At 65.0% G+C, this 17,849-nt stretch carries 16 protein-coding genes; 4 read left to right on the top strand and 12 right to left on the bottom strand.

Features of this window, described 5'->3' with window-relative positions:
• The first annotated feature begins 39 nt into the window (after nt 1–39).
• Nucleotides 40–270 carry a hypothetical protein gene (locus tag HZB49_RS24130; protein ID WP_291615925.1) on the top strand — a complete coding sequence of 77 codons (231 nt, stop codon included), beginning with the start codon at nt 40–42 and terminating at the stop codon, nt 268–270.
• 766 nt (nt 271–1,036) lie between these two features.
• Here HZB49_RS24130 and HZB49_RS24125 read toward each other — a convergent pair.
• From HZB49_RS24125 to HZB49_RS24070, 12 genes are all read right to left on the bottom strand, one after another.
• Complete coding sequence (locus HZB49_RS24125; RefSeq protein WP_291615923.1) at nt 1,037–2,107, bottom strand: branched-chain amino acid ABC transporter permease; 1,071 nt, start codon at nt 2,105–2,107, stop codon at nt 1,037–1,039.
• Nucleotides 2,104–3,114, bottom strand: a complete 1,011-nt coding sequence (locus HZB49_RS24120; protein ID WP_291615921.1) for a branched-chain amino acid ABC transporter permease — start codon at nt 3,112–3,114, stop codon at nt 2,104–2,106. The genes HZB49_RS24125 and HZB49_RS24120 overlap by 4 nt, the downstream gene beginning before the upstream one ends.
• Nucleotides 3,111–3,833, bottom strand: coding sequence for an ABC transporter ATP-binding protein (locus tag HZB49_RS24115; RefSeq protein ID WP_291615919.1), 723 nt, complete (start codon nt 3,831–3,833; stop codon nt 3,111–3,113). The genes HZB49_RS24120 and HZB49_RS24115 overlap by 4 nt, the downstream gene beginning before the upstream one ends.
• A complete protein-coding gene (locus tag HZB49_RS24110) occupies nt 3,830–4,597 on the bottom strand; it encodes an ABC transporter ATP-binding protein (RefSeq protein ID WP_291615916.1) in 768 nt (255 codons plus the stop codon). The genes HZB49_RS24115 and HZB49_RS24110 overlap by 4 nt, the downstream gene beginning before the upstream one ends.
• A 236-nt stretch (nt 4,598–4,833) precedes the next feature.
• Complete coding sequence (locus HZB49_RS24105; RefSeq protein ID WP_291615914.1) at nt 4,834–6,018, bottom strand: substrate-binding domain-containing protein; 1,185 nt, start codon at nt 6,016–6,018, stop codon at nt 4,834–4,836.
• A gap of 96 nt (nt 6,019–6,114) precedes the next feature.
• Nucleotides 6,115–8,160, bottom strand: a complete 2,046-nt coding sequence (locus HZB49_RS24100) for an acyl CoA:acetate/3-ketoacid CoA transferase (protein WP_291615912.1) — start codon at nt 8,158–8,160, stop codon at nt 6,115–6,117.
• Nucleotides 8,161–8,173: 13 nt separating this feature from the next.
• The gene (locus tag HZB49_RS24095; protein WP_291615910.1) at nt 8,174–9,487 is read right to left on the bottom strand and encodes an MFS transporter; all 1,314 of its coding nucleotides are present in this window, start codon (nt 9,485–9,487) and stop codon (nt 8,174–8,176) included.
• 260 nt (nt 9,488–9,747) lie between these two features.
• Complete coding sequence (locus HZB49_RS24090; protein ID WP_291615908.1) at nt 9,748–11,178, bottom strand: sigma 54-interacting transcriptional regulator; 1,431 nt, start codon at nt 11,176–11,178, stop codon at nt 9,748–9,750.
• A 107-nt stretch (nt 11,179–11,285) separates the two neighbouring features.
• The gene (locus HZB49_RS24085; protein ID WP_291616062.1) at nt 11,286–11,702 is read right to left on the bottom strand and encodes a RidA family protein; all 417 of its coding nucleotides are present in this window, start codon (nt 11,700–11,702) and stop codon (nt 11,286–11,288) included.
• Nucleotides 11,703–11,750: 48 nt separating this feature from the next.
• The gene (locus tag HZB49_RS24080) at nt 11,751–13,424 is read right to left on the bottom strand and encodes an AMP-binding protein (RefSeq protein ID WP_291615906.1); all 1,674 of its coding nucleotides are present in this window, start codon (nt 13,422–13,424) and stop codon (nt 11,751–11,753) included.
• A 108-nt stretch (nt 13,425–13,532) separates the two neighbouring features.
• Nucleotides 13,533–14,345 (bottom strand): alpha/beta hydrolase, encoded by an 813-nt coding sequence (locus HZB49_RS24075; protein ID WP_291615904.1) that lies wholly within the window; start codon nt 14,343–14,345, stop codon nt 13,533–13,535.
• Nucleotides 14,342–14,845, bottom strand: a complete 504-nt coding sequence (locus HZB49_RS24070; RefSeq protein ID WP_291615903.1) for a MarR family transcriptional regulator — start codon at nt 14,843–14,845, stop codon at nt 14,342–14,344. Before HZB49_RS24070 ends, HZB49_RS24075 begins: the two co-directional genes overlap by 4 nt.
• Before the next feature lie 247 nt (nt 14,846–15,092).
• Between HZB49_RS24070 and HZB49_RS24065 the strand changes: the two genes are divergently transcribed.
• The 3 genes from HZB49_RS24065 to HZB49_RS24055 all read left to right on the top strand — a co-directional run bounded on the left by HZB49_RS24065 (nt 15,093) and on the right by HZB49_RS24055 (nt 17,843).
• Entirely contained in the window at nt 15,093–16,268 is a 1,176-nt protein-coding gene (locus HZB49_RS24065) for an ABC transporter substrate-binding protein (protein WP_291615901.1), read from the top strand.
• A gap of 37 nt (nt 16,269–16,305) precedes the next feature.
• On the top strand, nt 16,306–16,758 hold the full coding sequence (locus HZB49_RS24060; RefSeq protein WP_291615899.1) for a cupin domain-containing protein: 453 nt from the start codon (nt 16,306–16,308) through the stop codon (nt 16,756–16,758).
• Between the two features lie 131 nt (nt 16,759–16,889).
• Entirely contained in the window at nt 16,890–17,843 is a 954-nt protein-coding gene (locus HZB49_RS24055) for a fumarylacetoacetate hydrolase family protein (protein WP_291615897.1), read from the top strand.
• The last annotated feature ends 6 nt before the right edge of the window (nt 17,844–17,849 follow it).

Here is a 17,849-nt window from a genome sequence, read left to right as displayed (position 1 = left end):
GCCCGATGCGTGGCGCCTATCGGCTCATAGGAGACTCAAATGACCATTTCGACCTGTGGCAAATGCGGCGGACACAGTTTTGAGCTGGCGCTGTTCACGCCGATCGGCGACAGCCGCAAGCTGACGCTGGTGCAATGTTCCGCCTGCGGCGTGGCGGTGGGCGCGCTCGATCCGTCCACGGGATCGCAGATCGAGGTGCTGAGAAGCGAGGTAGCGGCCATCGACCAGAAGCTGGCCCGGATTGCCCAGGCGCTGCAGGAATGGAGGTGACGGCCATGTTTTCAGCTGTAGGGTGGGCAAAGGCGCGAAGCGCTGTGCCCACCCTCGCTTGCGTGCATTTGACGGTGGGCACGCTGCGCTTTGCCCACCCTACCGCATCTCTGCATGTCGCGGACATATTCTCTCGTTCTCGCGGCGTGATTCACCCGAGGTTTGCCATTCGTTGCTCCCTCCTCGATCAGAGGGCGCAGGGAAAGCCGGGCGCCGACTGCGCCCGCATCGCCGTGTGCGATCTGTAGCGAAAAAAAATGCACACGGGTTTGACAGGTACAGCCGAGACATCCCGGCTTTCCCCGCGCAATGGCTTTACGGCTTATGTCGCGCTCTCCCCGGGGAACGGCCTGTCTTGCCCCCGTTGCCCTGCCAGCACAGGCCGGCGGGGATAGACGCCAGGGTCGCGGCGCCAGGACCACACGATTTCGCCGTACGCTGCCAACGTTTCGTCTGGCGAGATGAACCCGCCTGACGCCGCAGCGTCCATCGCAACCCGCGCCAACGTTCGTGACGACCGCGAAGCGTCCCCTCATGGTGGCGCGGGCTGTGGTCGGATATAATTCTGATTTGCGGAACTGTCAAGCGTTACAATAATGATTTTGCGAATTTTCTTCGCTGTCGAATTACCGAAGCAGCGGTCAGGGGTTGCAGGATGGGTTGAGCGAAAGCGAAACCCATCGAACCCTGTTGCGGCAAAGATGATGGGTTTCGCTGCGCTCTACCCATCCTACGCGCTCCGCTTTTCCGAAGCGGCCACAGCAGCTTAGGCGGCACCCGCCTTCGGACGCCGCAGCCGCCCGACCACGCCGGTCGGGAAGAAGTAGACGCTGGCGATGAACAACAGGCCGAGCCAGAGCAGCCAGCGGTCCGGATGCAGCAGCCCCGGCAGCAACGGGAGCCCGGCATCCGCAGCGGCGCTGGAGGCGGCGCCCATCAGCGTCTGCAGATAGTTCTGCGCGATGATGAAGATGCCCGCCCCGATGATCGCGCCGTAGATGGTGCCCATGCCGCCGATCACCACCATCAGCAGGATGTCCAGCATGATGGAGAAGGCCAGCGACGTATCGGGCCCGACATAGCGCAGCCACAGCGCATTCAGCACGCCTGCGCAGGCCGCGACCGTGGCCGCGATGCAATTGGCGTAGGTGAGATGGAACACGGTACGATAGCCGAGCGCCTCGGCGCGGAAAGGGTTCTCGCGGATCGCCTGCAACACGCGGCCGAACGGCGAATTGACCACACGCAGCAGCGCGAGGATCAATAGCGCCGACACCACAAAGACCAGGTAATAGGTCAGCGTTCGCCCGTTGATCTCGAAGCCGAACGCGCTCTTGTCGATCAGCACCGTGCCGGGCCGCAGCAGCTCCGGCAGGCGGAAGGTGCGGCCGTCCTCGCCGCCGGTGAGCCAGGACATTTGCGAGGCCAGCACCTGGAAGGCGGAAGCGACCGCGAGCGTAATCATCGCAAAGAAGATCGCCGCGACGCGCAGCGAGAACAGGCCGATGGCGAGCGCCAGCAGCATCGCCATCGGCAGGCCGACGACGATGCCGGTCCCGATCGCCGCCCAGCTCGGCCCCATCGCGTAGAGCGCGATCGCCACCGCATAGCTGCCGATGCCATAGAACATGGTGTGGGCGAACGACACCGTGCCGGTGTAGCCGAGCAGGAGATCGTAGGACGCCACCAGCACGGCAAAGATGCAGATCTTGACCGCGACATTCATCGCCTTGGCGCCGGGGAACAGCCACGGCGTCAGCACCAGCATGGCGACGATGACGATGAGCAGGACGGCGAGCAGCCGGCTGCGCGGGGGATCGCCGGAAAGGATCATCATCGGCTAGTCACCGCATAAAGTCCGCGCGGCCGCCACATCAGGATCGCGACCATCAGCAGGATGTTGGAAACGAGCGCCAGCTTCGGCACCAGGAAGCCGCCGAAATTGGCGACCATGGCGACCAGCAGTGCACCGATGAAGCAGCCGCCGACCGAGCCGAGGCCGCCGATGATGACGACAATGAAGACCAGCACGGTGAGCTCGTCGCCGATCGAGGCATGCACCTGCTCGCGGTACAGTCCCCACATCACGCCGCCGAGACCGGCGAGCGCCGCGCCGACCATGAACACGCCCAGGAACAGGCGGCGGATGCGGTAGCCCAGCGCCTCCACCATCTCGCGGTTCTCGACGCCGGCGCGGATCAAGAGCCCGATCTTGGTGCGGTTGAGCACGAGCTGGATGGCGATGAAGACGGCGAGCCCGACCAGCATCGCCAGCAGGCGATATTTTGCGACCGCAACCTCGCCGAAGATGAAGGAGCCGCGCAGCGAAGCCGGCAGCGGCATCGGGATGATCTGCGGCCCCCACAGCGCATAGAGCGTCTGTTCGGCGACGATCAGCCCGCCGGTGGTCATCAGGATCTGCTTGAGGTGCTGGCCGTAGACGGGAAGGATCAACACGCGCTCGACGAACAGGCCGAGCAAGGCGGTGACGCCCATGGCGAGCACGGCGGCCGGCACCAGCACCGCGAGATTGGTGAGGAGCGAGTCGGCCTGCGACCAGCCGGCGAGCGGCAGGAACACCAGCGTTGCGATGTAGGCGCCGACCGCGATGAAGGCGCCATGGCCGAAATTGAGCACGTCCATCAGGCCGAACACCAGGGTCAGGCCGGAAGCCATGATGAAGATCATCATGCCCATGGCGAGGCTTGCCGCCAGCAGCGTCGCCCAGGAGCTGGCCGAGCCGACCAGCGGCAGCATCAACAGCGCAAAGGCGGCCGGCAGCAGCACCGGCAGCAGGTCGCGCTTCGGCTTCGGCAGGGCGTCCGATGTTGCGGTGTCGCTCACTGGTGCGTCTCCAGGCTGAGGCCGAGCAGGCGTTCCTGCAGCGCCACGTCGGCGGCGAGATCGGCCATGGCGCCGCGATGGACGATGGCGCCGTTGTCCATCACCAGCACGGTGTCGCCGAGCTCGCGCGCGGCGTGGAAATTCTGCTCCACCATGAGGATGGTGGCGCCGCGACGCTTGATTTCCTTGAGGCACTCGATCAGCGCCATGACGATGGCGGGCGCAAGCCCCTTGGTCGGCTCGTCGATGAGCAGCAGCTTGCGCGGCTCGACGATGGCGCGCGCAATCGACAGCATCTGCTTCTGGCCGCCGGAGAGAGAGCCGGCGCGCGAGAGCCAGAAGCGTTTCAGCGCCGGGAAGAAGCCGAAGATCCAGTCCAGCCTGGCATCGTCGAGATCGCGGTCCCGCGCGCCGAGCACGAGGTTTTCCCTGACGGTGAGGTCGGAGAACACCGCCATGCTCTCGGGCACGTAGCCGACGCCGCGCCGCGCGATGTCGGGCGTGGTGCCCGCTTCGATGCGCTCGCCGGCGAGCACGATCTCGCCGCGCGAGGCCGGCCACAGGCCCATGACGGTGCGCAGCGTCGTGGTCTTGCCGGCGCCGTTGCGGCCGAGCAGCATCGTGACCTGGCCTTCCGGCACCGCGAAGTCGACGCCCTGCAGGATGTGATAGCGCCCGATATGGGTGTGGACGCCCGTCAGTGTCAGGAGATCGCTCATGCCGCGGTCTTTCCGGCGGGGACGCCGAGATAGGCTTCCTGCACGATCGGCGACGCAATCACCTCGGCCGGCTTGCCGTCGGCGACGAGCTTGCCGTTATGCAGCACGATGATGCGGTCGGCGAGCGAGCGCACCACGTCCATCTTGTGCTCGACCAGCAGGATGATCTTGCTCGTATCCTGCTTCAGCTGCGCAATGAGATTGAGCACGACCGGAACCTCGTCGATGCTCATGCCCGCGGTGGGCTCGTCGAACATGAAGACTTTCGGCTGCAGCGCCATCATCAGCGCCACCTCGAGCTTGCGCTGGTCGCCATGCGACAGCGCGGTCGCCGCGACGCCGCGGCGGCTGCCGAGCGCGACCTGGTCGAGGATGGCATCGGCGCGTTCGATCAGGTCGCGCCGCGTCATCCACGGCCGCAGCATGTCGTAATGCACGCGGCTTTCGGCCTGCACCGCGAGGCGGACGTTCTCCTCGACGCTCAGGTTCGGAAACAGGTTGGTGAGCTGGAAGGCACGGCCGAGGCCGGCACGGGTGCGCAGGGGCGCGCTCAGTCCCGTGATGTCGGCGCCGTCGAGCAGGATGGAACCTTCGCTCGGACGCAGCTGCCCGGAGATCAGGTTGAAATAGGTGGTCTTGCCCGCCCCGTTGGGGCCGACGATTGCCGTGAGCTCGCCGGGCCGGAAAGCGCAGCTGACATGGTCGACTGCGACATGGCCGCCGAAGCGGATGGTGAGGTCACGGGTTTCGAGCGAGAGGGGCATGGGGCCTTCGTGTGCCTGCGTAGCGAACTCTCTTTCTTCGCCTCTCCCCGCCTGCGGGGAGAGGCCGGATCGCATCGCAGATGCGATCCGGGTGAGGGGCTCTCTCCACGAGTCGAGTGCATGGAGAGAGCCCCTCACCCATAGCCGATGCTTCGCATCGGCGTCATTCTCAAGGACGGCGGCAGAAGGCCGCCTATGCCTCTCCCCGCGAACAGCGGGGAGAGGGTGAGGAGAGATTACCGCTTGTTGCGGATCGGGACGTTCATTTCCTCGATCTTCAGCTCGCGGACCGGCTCGAGCACAGCCCAGGCCACGTTCGGATCGACCTTGACCTTGAAGTGATACATGCTCTGCAGCGCCTGATGGTCTTCCTTGCGGAAGATCATCTTGCCCTTGGGCGTGTCGAACTCCATGCCCTCCATCGCCGCGATCAGCTTCTCGGTGTCGGTGGACTTCGCCTTGGTCACGGCGGTGACGACGGACATGGCAGCGGCAAAGCCGCCTGCAGTGAAGAAGTCCGGCGGCGCGTTGAAGCGCTTCTGGTGCTCGGCAACCAGCCAGTCGTTCACCGGATTCTTCGGTATCTCATAGTAGTAGTAGGTCGCGCCTTCCATGCCGGGCATGATCTTGTAGCCTGCGAGCGCAGGCAGGATGTTGCCGCCGGTCGAGAGCTCGATGCCGTAGCGCTTTGGATCCATGTCCTGGAGCTTCGCCGGCGGATTGCCGGCGCCGGCCCAGATAATCCAGATGATCTTGCGGCCCGGCTTGTCCTTCAGCGCGTCGAACAGGCGCTGGCCCACCGCGGTGAAATCGGTCGTGGTAGTCGGTGCATATTCCTCGGCGACGAGCGTGGCACCGGTCTTGGCCAGCGCCTCCTTGAAGGCGGCCACACCGTCGCGGCCGAAGGCATAGTCCTGCGCCAGCGTGGCGATGCTGACGCCGGGCTTGCCGATGGCGACCGCATTGGAGATCGCATCCTGCGACGAGTTGCGGCCGGTGCGGAAGATGTAGCGGTTCCACTTGTCGCCGGTGATCTGGTCGGCGACCGCGGGCTCGACGATCAGAATCTTCTTGTTCTCCTCGGCAACGGGAAGGATCGCAAGCGCTGCAGCCGACGAGGTCGTGCCGATGGCAATGTCCGCCTTGTCGTCCTGATAGGCTTCCGCCAGCGCCGCCTTGGAAAGGTCCGGCTTGCTCTGGTCGTCCTTGGTGATGATGACGATCTTGCGACCGTCCACCGTCATCGTGCCCTTGGTGGCGTATTCAAAACCCAGGCGCAGGCCGGTTTCTGTCTGCTTGGCGTAGGCTTCGAGCGGGCCGGTCTTGCCGTGGATCAGGGCCACCTTGAGATCGTCGGCGCCGACGGCGACGCCTCCGGTGACGGCGAGCACGGCGGTTGCGAGAACGAATGATAGACGCACGGTGTTTCCTCCTGAAGTCGGTCTCGATTGATCAAGCGATTCGCACAGCCCGCCGAACTTTGCAATTGGCGGCGCCGTTGAAAATGAGTTGCACTGTCATGCTGCCCCTTTTTGCGGCGCAGGCTGGGTTTCGGCGGTATGCGCGTGCTCCTCGTCGTGCCAGTCCGAGCGCGCTTCCTCGGCGCTCTCGAAGATGTGGGGCGCGACGCCGCGCCGTTGCAGCGCTTCGCCGAGCTTGATGCGCAGGAACCCCGACGTCGTGTAGCGCGACACGCCGGAATAGAAGCGGTCAGTCAGCCGGCGCACCATGGCAGAATAGTCGTCGAGCAACTCGGGCAGGATCGTGAAGTGATCGTAATTGACGATGGCGTAGACGCGCCTGCCCAATCCGCCGAGCCTGGCCTCGACGGTGCCGGCGATCTCCTCGATATCGGCGCGGCTGCGCAGCGCGAAATGCTCCAGGTTGACGAAGAACAGGTTCTGCTGCGGGTCGTAGATGAAGCGCTGGTCGAGCGGGATCGAGAGCAGGTCCTCGCGCAGTTCCATCGGGCCTTCGCGGAAGATGCGCTCGTCCATCGGCAGCGGGTCGCGGCGGACAATCGGCCTGAAGTCCATCAGCGCCAGAATATCCCGCTCGATGTCGATGCCGGGCGCGACCTCGATCAGCTCGAGGCCGTCCGGCCGCAGCGCAAAGACGCAGCGTTCGGTGACGTAGAGCACGCCCTGCCCGCGCGCGGCGGCGAATTTTCCGCTGAAGGTCACGTGCTCGACGGCTTCGACGAATTTGCGCGCCCTGGCCTCTTCGAGAACCACCAGCTTGCCGTCGGCCGCGTGGACGCGCAGCCGGCCGGCGCCGAACGTGCCGACGAAGACGACCTTCTTGGCGTTCTGGCTGATGTTGATGAAGCCGCCGGCGCCCGCGAGTTTCGGACCGAACTTGCTGACATTGAGGTTGCCGGCGCGGTCGACCTGCGCAAGGCCGAGAAAGGCGACGTCGAGGCCGCCGCCGTCGTAGAAGTCGAACTGGTAGGGCTGGTCGATCACGGCCTGCGTGTTGATCGCCGCGCCGAAGTCGATGCCGCTCGCCGGGATGCCGCCGATGATGCCGGGCTCGGCGGTGAGCGTAATCAGGTCGATGATGCGCTCCTCGTTGGCCACCGCCCCAATGCCCTCGGGCATGCCGATGCCGAGATTGACGACGCTGTTGGCCTTGAGCTCGAAGGCGGCGCGGCGCGCGATGATCTTGCGCTCGCTCATCGGCATCGGCGGCAGCGAGCCCGAGCGCACACGAATTTCGCCGGAGAACGCGGCGTTGTATTGCGTGCCGAAGGTCTGCCAGTGATGCTCGGGCTTGGCGACCACGACGCAGTCGACGAGGATGCCGGGAATCTTGACCTGCCGCGGGTTGAGGCTGCCGCTTTCGGCGACCCGCTCCACCTGCGCGATGACGATGCCGCCGGAATTGTGCGCCGCCATGGCGATCGCCAGTGCCTCCAGCGTCAACGCTTCCCGCTCCATGGTGAGATTGCCGTCGGGATCGCCGGTGGTGGCGCGGATGATTCCGACATTGATCGGGAACGTCTTGTAGTGCAGGCATTCCTGTCCGCCGAGCGTGATCAGCTCGACCATGTCCTCGGTGGTGCGGGCGTTGAGCTTGCCGCCGCCCTGCCGCGGGTCGACGAAGGTGCCGAGCCCAACGCGGGAGACGTGGCCGGGACGCCTGGCGGCGATGTCGCGGAACAGATGCGTGATCACGCCCTGCGGCAGGTTGTAGGCCTCGATCTGATTGCCGATCGCAAGCTGCTGCAGCTTGGGCACCAGGCCCCAATGCCCGCCGATCACGCGCCGGACCAGCCCGTCATGGGCAAAGTGGTTGAGGCCGCGGTCCTTGCCGTCCCCCTGCCCGGCCGCATAAACCAGCGTCAGGTTGCGCGGCTTGCCCTGCCCGTGGGGCGCATCGCCCTCGTTGGCGAGATAGAGCTCCTCCAGCGCCACCGCGATTTCCTCCGCAAATCCGATGCCGACAAAGCCGCCGGTGGCGACCGTGTCGCCGTCGCGGATAAGAAGGACGGCCTCGGCGGCCGTCACAATCTTTCCCTTCTCGGAATTGCGCAGGTATGGCAGCGCAGGATGCTGAGTCACGATGGTCCTCCCGTCAGGCCCCGGCCCTCCCCCTTGTTTCGGTGGCGAAGTAAACCGAGACGATGGTGATCAGCGCCAGCACGATCATGTAGACGGAGACCGGCCAGGTCGCAGGCGCATACGCCGTCATCAGGCCCGTCGCGATCAGCGGAGACAAGGCGCCGGCGAAAATCGAGGCGAGATTGTAGCCGAGCGAGACGCCGCTGTAACGCACCTTGGTGCCGAACAATTCCGACAGGAAGCTGGCCTGCGGGCCGTACATCGCCGCGTGCCCGACGGCCAGCCCGAGAATGATGGCGATCCAGGCCATTTGCGGGTTCCTGGTCGCCAGCAGCATGAACAGCGGGAACGACATCAGCGCCGAGAACACGGCGCCGAAGATATAGACCGGCCGCCGACCCACATAGTCGGAGAGCAGACCGAAGGCGGGAATGGTGAAAACCTCGATCGCAGCCGCAATCAGCACGCCGTTCAGCATGTCCTGCCTGACGATGCCGAGCGACTGGGTCGCATAGGCGAGCACGAAGGTGGCGTAGATGTAGAAGAAGCCGTTCTCGGCAAAACGCGCGCCCATCGCCAGCAGGATGTTCTTGGGATACATGCGGATCGCGTCGACGATCGGCATCCTCACTTCCTGCTTCTCGTCCTTGACCTTCTGGAATTCGGGCGACTCCGCGATGGTGAAGCGGATCCAGAGGCCGACCACGACGAGTGCGATGCTGAACAGGAACGGAATCCGCCAGCCCCAGGCAAGGAGCTGCGCGTCGGTCAGGAACGCGGAAACCACGGAGAACACCAGCGTGCCGAGCACGAGGCCCAGCGGCGCGCCGAGCTGCGGCCAGCTGCCGTAAAAGCCTTTCCGGTCATCGGGCGCATGTTCGACCGCCATCAGCACGGCCCCGCCCCATTCGCCGCCGAGGCCAAAGCCCTGCACCAGCCGGCAAGTCACGAGGAGGACGGCGGCCCAGATGCCGGCGGTCTCATAGGTCGGCAGAATCCCGATGATGGCCGTCGCAACGCCCATGATCAGCAGCGTGAGGTAAAGCATGGTCTTGCGACCGAGCTTGTCGCCGTAGTGACCGAAGACGAGGCCGCCGAGCGGTCGCGCGATAAAGCCGAGCGCGTAGGTGGCGAACGCCAGCAGCGTTCCCATCATCGGGTCGAAGGTGGGAAAGAACAGCTTGTTGAAGATCAGCGCGGCCGCCGTGCCGTAGAGGAAGAAGTCGTACCATTCGATGGCGGTGCCGATCAGGCTGGCCGTTGCGACGGTGACGTGTGAAGGCTGCTTGCTTTCCAGCATGCCTGCAGTAGTAGCCGCTCCGCTCATCTGTCCCTCCCTTGACGATTGCGCATTGCACGCGCGTTGTGTCGCAGTGCAGTGCAAGCGCTGCGCCAACTGCACCGGGAGAAGTCAAATTGTCGGAAAAGCAGGCATTTCCTTCGCGGCGCCACCGTGCGCTGGTTGGCGGAAGCGTCGCGAGTCTGAGATTCGAGACAGTTGCTGTCGCCAAATCCGGACGCCGGTCAGCCTTGCTGCGTCACAAGCTCCTCATGGTGAGGAGCTAGAGCGCTTGTGACGCAACAGGATCAGCCCGACGGCGCCAGCCCGTATTTGCCGAGCTTCTTGTAGAACGTCGCGCGCGAGATGCGCAGGCGCCGCGCCGCCTCCGCGATCTGCCCGTTGCTGGCGATGAGGGCATGCTCCAGCGTCTGCTTCTCGAAGGCGGCCTCGGCCTGCGCCAGCGGCACCACGGGACCGGCCGGCCTTGCCGGCGCCGCAACCTTCGCGCTGCCAACGGGGAGGATGCGTTCAAAATCCTCGCCGGTGAGACGGCCGGAATCGCTCAGGATCAGCGCGCGCTCCAGGATGTTGCGCAGCTCGCGCACATTGCCCGGCCAGTCGTAGCGCGCCAGCACCGCCAGCGCCGACGGCGTGATGCGCGGGTTGAAATAGTCGCCGGACGTCCGGATGTCGTCGAGCAGGCGCGCGCAGATCGCCGGCAGGTCGCCGGGGCAATCGCGCAACGGCGGCAGCGTGATGGCGAGCACGTTGAGCCGGTAATAGAGATCGGAGCGGAAGGCGCCTTCGGTCACCTTCTTCTGCAGGTCGAGATTGGTGGCGGCGATGACGCGGACGTCGACCTTGATTACCCTGTCAGAGCCGAGCGGCTCGATCTCGCGCTCCTGCAACGCGCGCAAGAGCTTGGCCTGCAGCTGCAGCGGCATCTCGCCGATCTCGTCGAGAAACAGCGTGCCGCCATCGGCAATGCGGAACTTGCCGTCGCGGCCCTTGCGGTCGGCGCCGGTATAGGCGCCCGCCACCGCGCCGAAGAATTCGGACTCGATCAGCGTGTCGGGGACCGCCGCCAGGTTGACGCTGACGAACGGCTTGTCCGCACGCGCCGAGGCATTGTGGATCGCCTGCGCCAGCATTTCCTTGCCGGTGCCGGTCTCTCCCGTCAGCAGCACCGTCACGCTTTGCCGGGCGGCGCGGCGGGCCAGTTCCTTGGCCTGCGCGATGCCCGGGGTTTCGCCGACGAAATCCTCGAAGGTGAAGCGCGCGCTGCGCGGCTGCGACAATTGCCGCTTCGCGTGGCGCAGCTCGCTTTCGAGCTGGTTCACCCGCGCGATCAGCGGCTTCAGGCTGTCGAGATGGTCGAACAGCACGAAGCCGATCGCGCCGATGATGCGCTTGTTCTCGTCCTCGATCGGCATGCGCGTCACCACGAGCTGCTCGCGGCCGAGCTCCATGATGTCGAGCAGGATCGGCTTGCCGGTCTCCACCACGCGCCGCATCAGGCTGTTGGGGATGATCTCCTCGATCGGCCGGCCGATCGCCTCCGAGATATGCGCCAGCCCCAGCGCGGGCAGGTATTTCTCGTTGACGTAGACCACATGGCCCGCGGTATCGATGGCGATGGCGCCCTCGCACAGGGATTCGAGCCGCTCAAAGAGGCTCTCCATGGCGCGGGCACGGATGACCTCGGGGTCTGCAACGACGGACCGGCTATCAGTCATGCGGCAACCATCGCCTCACAGGAATCAAAGCAAGCAACACCACGATGGCAGCATCGTAGCCGGTATTCGCTACGGGGTGTAGGAGCTTTATGCTGGCAAGAGCGAACTCAGCGCGGCACCACGGCGGTGGCCTCGATCTCGACCCGCGCGGCCTTCTCGACCAGGCGCACCACCTGCACCAGCGCCATGGCGGGATAATGCGTGCCGAAGGTCTCGCGATAGGCCTGGCCCAGCGGCTTCAGGTTGGCGAGATATTCCTCGATGTCGACGACGTACCAGGTCAGGCGCACCAGATGTTCGGGCCGCGCGCCGCCGGCTTCGAGGATGGCCTTGATGTTGGCGAGCGTCTGGCGCACCTGCGCGACGAAGCCGGAGGCGAGGCGCTCCTTCTCGTCCCAGCCGATCACGCCGCCGGTCACCACGATGCGGCCGTCGGCGGCCATGCCGTTGGCATAGCCCTTCGGCGCCGGCCAGCCGCCCGGTTGCAGCACCTGCACGCCCTCGCCCCCGGCGGCCGGCGCCATTGCAAGGGTCGGTCCCTTCACGGTCGTCACGAACAATTCTCCATTCGATTATTCGGCGGCCATGCCCGATGTCGCGGCCGCCTGCGCCATCTGCCGAAGCTCGACGCGGCGCAACTTGCCGGTCTCCGTCTTCGGCAGCTTCTCGATGAATTCGACTGCGCGCGGATACTTGTAGGGCGCGATCGCGTGCTTGACGTGATCCTGCAGCGCCGTCACCAGCGCGGCATCCGTGGTCACGCCCGGCGCGGCCACGACATAGGCCTTCACGATCATGCCGCGCGCCTCATCGGGCGCGCCGACCACGCCGCATTCGGCTACGGCCGGATGCGACAGCAAGGCCGCCTCCACCTCGGGACCTGCGATGTTGTAGCCGGAGGAGACGATCATGTCGTCCGCGCGCGCCACGAACGAAAAATGGCCGTTGCTGCGGACGAAGGCGTCGCCGGTGAGATTCCAGCCGTCGCGCACATAGTTGGCCTGCCTGGGGTCGGCGAGATAGCGGCAGCCGGTCGGGCCGCGCACGGCGAGCTTGCCGACCGTGCCGTCGGGCAATTCGTTCATGTCGTCGTCGACGATCCTGGCTTCATATCCCGTCACGGGATAACCGGTCGAGCCCGCCACGGCATCGTCGAGGCGGTTGCTGATGAAGATGTGCAGGAGTTCCGTGGCGCCGATGCCGTCGAGGATCGGCTTGCCGGTCTTCCTGGTCCACTTCTCGAACACCGGCGCCGGCAGGGTTTCGCCGGCGGAAACCACGAGCCGCAGCGACGACAGGTCGGCGCCGTTGTCCATCGCCACCATCATGGCGCGGTAGGCGGTCGGCGAGGTGATGCAGATCGTGGCCTTGTAGGTCTCGATGATCTTGACCAGCTCGGGCGGCGAGGCGTTCTCCAGCAGTGTCGCGGTGGCGCCGAAGCGCAGCGGAAAGATCGCCAGTCCGCCGAGGCCGAAGGTGAAGGCGAGCGGCGGAGCGCCGACGAAGACATCGTCCGGCGTGACCTTGAGCACTTCCTTCGCATAGCCGTCCGCGACGATCAGGAGATCGCGGTGGAAATGCATGGTCGCCTTCGGCTGGCCGGTCGTCCCCGAGGTGAAGCCAAGCAGCGCGACGTCGTCGCGACCAGTCTTCACCGCGTCGAACCGCACCGGCTTGTTCAGCGCGACACGGTCGAGCTCGGCATCGTGATTGGAAGTGCCGTCGAAATTGACGACCTGCTTGAGGAAGCGGCTGGTCTTGGCGCACGCCACGATTTCATCCGCAATGCGGCTGTCGGTCAGCGCCAGCGCGATCTCGGCCTTGTCGACGATCTTGGTCAGCTCGCCCGCGCGCAGCATCGGCATGGTGTTGACGACGACGGCCCCCGCCTTGGTGGCCGCGAGCCACGCCGCCACCAGCGCCGGATTGTTGCCGGAGCGGATCAGCACACGGTTGCCCGGCTTGACCCCGTAGTTTTCCACCAGCGCATGCGCGAGCCGGTTCGACCAGTCGGCGAGCTCCTTGTAGGTGCGCTGGCGGCCGTTGCCGATCAGCGCGGTGTGATCGCCGAACCCCTTCTCCACCATGCGGTCGGTGAGTTCGACGCCAACATTGAGGTAATCAGGGTACTGGAATTCCGGCCGCTCCAGCCGCAATTCCGGCCATTGTTCAGACGGCGGCAGGTTGCGCCGCGCGAAATCATCGACATGGCCGGAGGGGCCGAGGCTCGCAATTCCACCTGACATATCGCCCTCGCTAGGAGACCAAGAGGATGCCCGGCAACGCTATCCGGAAATCATTTTATACTTAAAGTAATTCGGCGCAAGGGCGGAATTGGCCGGCTCCCGCGATTTTCAACCGCGGGCCAGTTCCTTCAGGCGGAGCACCATGGGTGAACCGGGATCCGCCAGCGGGGCGATGGCCGTGAAATGATTGGCGCCGGCCACCGTGCCGAAGCGCGCCGCAATGCCCCTGCCCCAGACCTCGACGATGGTCTTGCTCTGCCGGAAATATTCGGCGCTCTCGTTGCCGCCGACGACGGCGTCGAGACTGCCATGCGCGGGGGGCGTCCAGAACAGCGGGCTCGCTGCGCGGGCCGAGACTGCGTCAAGTCCAACCGCCTTGTTGATGGAAGTGCCCAGCAGCGGCGGCAGGTCGAACAGGCCCGAGATTGCGTAAGCGGCACTGACCGTGTGCTTCGGCAGCGCGGCGTCGAACGCTGTCCAGTCGGTGGCGAGCATGCAGGCGGCGAGATGACCGCCCGCGGAATGGCCGCTCACGACCAGGGGATGGCCGAGCCTGGCCAGTTCGCGCGAGGCCATCCGCATCTGCGTGATGATGTCAGCCACGGTGACGGCCGGACAGAGATCGTAGGTCGGCACCGCCACGGAAATGCCGTGCGCATTCAGTCCACGCGCGCAATGGCTGAAGGAGGAAGCGTCGAGCGCCTGCCAGTAGCCGCCGTGAATGAAGACAACGATCGGGCCGTCGCTGTTGCCGGCAAAGAGATCGATCCGGTGACGCTCGCCGGAGCCATAGCGCAGCACGCGCGGCGGATGCTTTTCGCGCCAGGCTGCAGCGTCCTTCACCCAGCCCGCCATCACGGCCGGATGCTCCGGCACACGGGCCCGGTTGTTGTATTCGGCCTCGTAGTCGATATCGCTCACCGCGCCTCGCCTGCGCGCCGGCGCGCGGATTTCTGCACCGAGCCCTTGGTCTTACCGAGCAGGCGCATCAGCTCCTTGACGTCCTTGGGCGAGAGATCGCCGAACATGTCGGAGATCCAGGTCTGGTGCTCGGCCGCCATCTTGCGGAACTCGGCGCGTCCGCTCCTGGTCAGGCGGATGACCTGCACGCGGCGGTCGGTCTCGGAGGTGCGGCGGTCGAGATGACCTGATACCACCAGGCGTTCGACCAGCCCCGTCACATTGCCGTTGGAAACCATCATCCGCTTCGAGACGTCGGACAGCGTCATGCCGTCGGGCGCCTTGTCGAGCTGGGCCATCAGGTCGAAGCGCGGCAGCGTGACGTCGAAGCGCTCGCGCAGGCGGCCGCGCACCTCGCCCTCGATCAGGTTGGTGCAGGTCAAGAGGCGCAGCCAGAGCCGCAGCTCATCGGCGTGATCGTCAGGCTGCTCGACGGCCTTGGTCTCGGAATCGAGGATCATGTTGCATCACACCCGAAAGCTGTCGCGGTCCAGGTTCTTGAACAGTTCACTGGATCCGGCAACCATATCCCCTCGTACAACCAATTTCTTTAGGCTTCAAGCAATTGGCGCGCCGCTTGCATTGTGCGCTGCCTGCATGTTGTGCTGCCGGCGTGACCGTTGCTTGCGGTGCCGGCCGTCATCGGAATAAGCTTGCCTTCGGAACGAGCCGACGCGGACCAAACCGCCAATTGTGGAGTGTAGGGGTATGAAGCAGCAGCTGACCTTGGCCGCGACGGCGGTTCTTTTGGCGCTGACCGCAGGCGCGGCGACGGCACAGGAAAAGCTCAAGATCGGCGTGATCGTGACCCTGTCGGGCCCCCCGGCGGCGCTGGGCGCCCAGGTGCGGGACGGCTTTGCGCTGGCGGTGAAGGACCTCGGCGGCAAGATCGGCGGCCGCGAGGTGGAGATCGTCAATGTCGACGACGAGCTCAAGCCAGACGGCGCGGTCATCAAGGTCAGGGGACTTCTGGAGCGCGAGAAAGTCGATTTCGTGGTCGGCCCCATCTTCTCCAACATCCTGCAGGCGATCCACAAGCCGGTCACCGAGAACAAGACGTTCCTGATCAGCCCGAACGCCGGCCCCTCCAGCTATGCCGGCAAGGATTGCAGCCCGTTCTTCTATGTGACGTCCTACCAGAACGACCAGAATTTTCGGGTCCTCGGCAAGGTCGCACAGGACCGCGGCTACAAGCGCATGTTCCTGATGGTGCCGAACTATCAGGCCGGACGCGATTCCGTCGCCGGCTTCAAGCTCGATTTCAAGGGTGAGATCGTCGAGGAGAGCTACCTGCCGCTAAACACGATCGACTTCCAGCCGGAGCTGACCAAGATCAACTCGCAGAAGCCGGATGCGGTGTTCACCTTCATGCCCGGCGGCCTCGGGGTGAACCTCGTCAAGCAATACCGCCAGGCCGGCCTTGCCGATCGCATTCCCGTGCTCTCCGCCTTCACGGTCGACGAATCCACGCTGCCGGCGCAGCAGGATGCCGCGGTCGGCATGTTCGGCGGCGCCAACTGGGCGCCCAATCTCGACAACCCGCAGAGCAAGAAATTCGTGGCGGCGTACGAAGCTGCCTACAACATGGTGCCCGGCACCTATGCCATGCAGGCCTATGACGCCGCGATGCTGATCGACAGCGCCGTGAAGGCCGTGAAGGGCGACCTCTCCAACAAGGAGGCGGTGTCGGCCGCGTTGGGGAAGGCCGACTTCACCTCGTTGCGCGGCAGCTTCAAGTTCAACACCAACGGTTATCCGATCCAGAATTTCTACCTGACCAAGGTCGCCAAGCGGCCGGACGGCAAATTCCAGACCGAGATCGTCGAGAAGGTGTTTTCGGAAACTGGCGACAGCTACGCCAAGGATTGCAAGCCCGCCAAGTAAAGTAGAGTCGAGTAGAGTTGAGGGAAGGAATACGCCGATGTTGAACGAGATCGCGGGCATCACCCGCGCCAATGAAGGCATTCAGGGCATCACCTGGAATATCCTCGGCCAGGTCTATGTGCCGAAGAACCGCACCGAGCACTCCTTCTCCTGGCACGCCACCTTCCCGGTCGGCACCTTCGTGCCGCCGCACATCCATCCCGACCAGGACGAATATCTCTACATCCTCGAGGGACGGCTCGACTTCTTTCTCGACGGCGCCGACGAGTACGCCACCGCCGGCGACACGGTGCGGCTGCCGATGGGCAAGCCGCACGGCATCTTCAACAAGTCGCAGCAGACGGCCAAGACGCTGTTCTGGGTGACGCCGACGCGCAGGCTGTATGACCTGTTCTGGGCCATCCACAACATGAAGCAGCAGAACCCCGACGACGTGGTCCGGCTGGCCGCCGAGCACAACATCCACTTCCTGCCGCCGCCTCCGGGCTGAGGCGTGTACGAACAAGCCGGTTCTTGTCCGCGCGCGGTGCAAGCTCATCGCCGGAGAGATTGGTGCGGCGTCCGACCGCGGCGACCGGACCGACGTGGGCGCAGGCTCGGCATAAAAGGGGGGCGAACACGATGAAGTTACTCTATTTCGATGATTTCAAGCTCGGCGTGCTGAAGGGCGACGCCGTGGTCGATGTCAGTGCCGAGGTGAAGGACATCCCGCATACCGGCCCCGGCGATTTGATGAACGGGCTGATCGAACATTGGAGCAGCTACAAGCCGCGGCTCGAGGCGGCGGTCGCGCGAGGCGCAGGGGTGCCGGTGGCGAGCGTCCGCATCCGTCCGCCGGTGCCGGGCCCGCGCACCATCGACTGCATGGCGGTCAACTACATGGAAGATGGCACGCGCAGCGCACCGGCGCCGATCAACGCCTTCCATAAATCGCCGGGCGCGATCATCGGACACGGCGACACGATGGTGCTGCCCGACGTACCGGCCACGATCTTCGAGGGCGAAGCCGAGATGGCGGTCGTCATCGGCAGGAAGTGCAGCCATGTCAGCGAAGCCGAGGCGCTGAGCTACGTCTTCGGCTACATGAACTTCATCGACGGTTCGGCGCGCGGCTTGCCGCCGCCCGGCAACGTATTCTTCCAGATGAAGAGCCGCGACACGTTTGCGCCGATCGGCCCCTATCTCGTCACCGCCGATGAGATCCCGGACCCGCAGAAACTGCAAATCAGGCTGTGGAACAACGGCGAGCTGATGCAGAACTTCAATACCGACGATATGGGTCACAACATCGCCAAGTGCATCGCCTGGCTGTCCAGCATCCACACGCTGCTGCCCGGCGACATCGTCGCCACCGGCACCAATCACCGGGGCCTCAACCCGTTCATGGACGGCGACACGATCGAGCTCGAAACCGAAGGGCTCGGCCGGTTGAGGTTCGGCATCAAGGACGATCTGAAGCGCAACTGGGCGCGCAAGACCCGCCTCCAGGTACACGAAGAAGCCAGGGAGAAGACCCCCGGCCTCTACCCGGACATGACCCCGCAGCTTACGGGAAAATATGCGAAGCAGCTTTAGGGCTGG

This window comes from Bradyrhizobium sp. (assembly GCF_016219575.1).
Lineage (GTDB): Bacteria > Pseudomonadota > Alphaproteobacteria > Rhizobiales > Xanthobacteraceae > Bradyrhizobium.
Note: the sequence above shows the minus strand (reverse complement) of the source record. Positions and strands in the feature narration are given on the sequence as shown.

Bases quoted from the DNA above. Each gene is read 5' to 3' on its own strand.
- HZB49_RS24130 (WP_291615925.1), top strand. From the start codon at position 40: ATGACCATTTCGACCTGTGGCAAATGCGGCGGACACAGTTTTGAGCTG.
- HZB49_RS24125 (WP_291615923.1), bottom strand. From the start codon at position 2,107: ATGATGATCCTTTCCGGCGATCCCCCGCGCAGCCGGCTGCTCGCCGTC.
- HZB49_RS24115 (WP_291615919.1), bottom strand. From the start codon at position 3,833: ATGAGCGATCTCCTGACACTGACGGGCGTCCACACCCATATCGGGCGC.
- HZB49_RS24110 (WP_291615916.1), bottom strand. From the start codon at position 4,597: ATGCCCCTCTCGCTCGAAACCCGTGACCTCACCATCCGCTTCGGCGGC.
- HZB49_RS24095 (WP_291615910.1), bottom strand. From the start codon at position 9,487: ATGAGCGGAGCGGCTACTACTGCAGGCATGCTGGAAAGCAAGCAGCCT.
- HZB49_RS24090 (WP_291615908.1), bottom strand. From the start codon at position 11,178: ATGACTGATAGCCGGTCCGTCGTTGCAGACCCCGAGGTCATCCGTGCC.
- HZB49_RS24085 (WP_291616062.1), bottom strand. From the start codon at position 11,702: ATGGCGCCGGCCGCCGGGGGCGAGGGCGTGCAGGTGCTGCAACCGGGC.
- HZB49_RS24080 (WP_291615906.1), bottom strand. From the start codon at position 13,424: ATGTCAGGTGGAATTGCGAGCCTCGGCCCCTCCGGCCATGTCGATGAT.
- HZB49_RS24070 (WP_291615903.1), bottom strand. From the start codon at position 14,845: ATGATCCTCGATTCCGAGACCAAGGCCGTCGAGCAGCCTGACGATCAC.
- HZB49_RS24065 (WP_291615901.1), top strand. From the start codon at position 15,093: ATGAAGCAGCAGCTGACCTTGGCCGCGACGGCGGTTCTTTTGGCGCTG.
- HZB49_RS24060 (WP_291615899.1), top strand. From the start codon at position 16,306: ATGTTGAACGAGATCGCGGGCATCACCCGCGCCAATGAAGGCATTCAG.
- HZB49_RS24055 (WP_291615897.1), top strand. From the start codon at position 16,890: ATGAAGTTACTCTATTTCGATGATTTCAAGCTCGGCGTGCTGAAGGGC.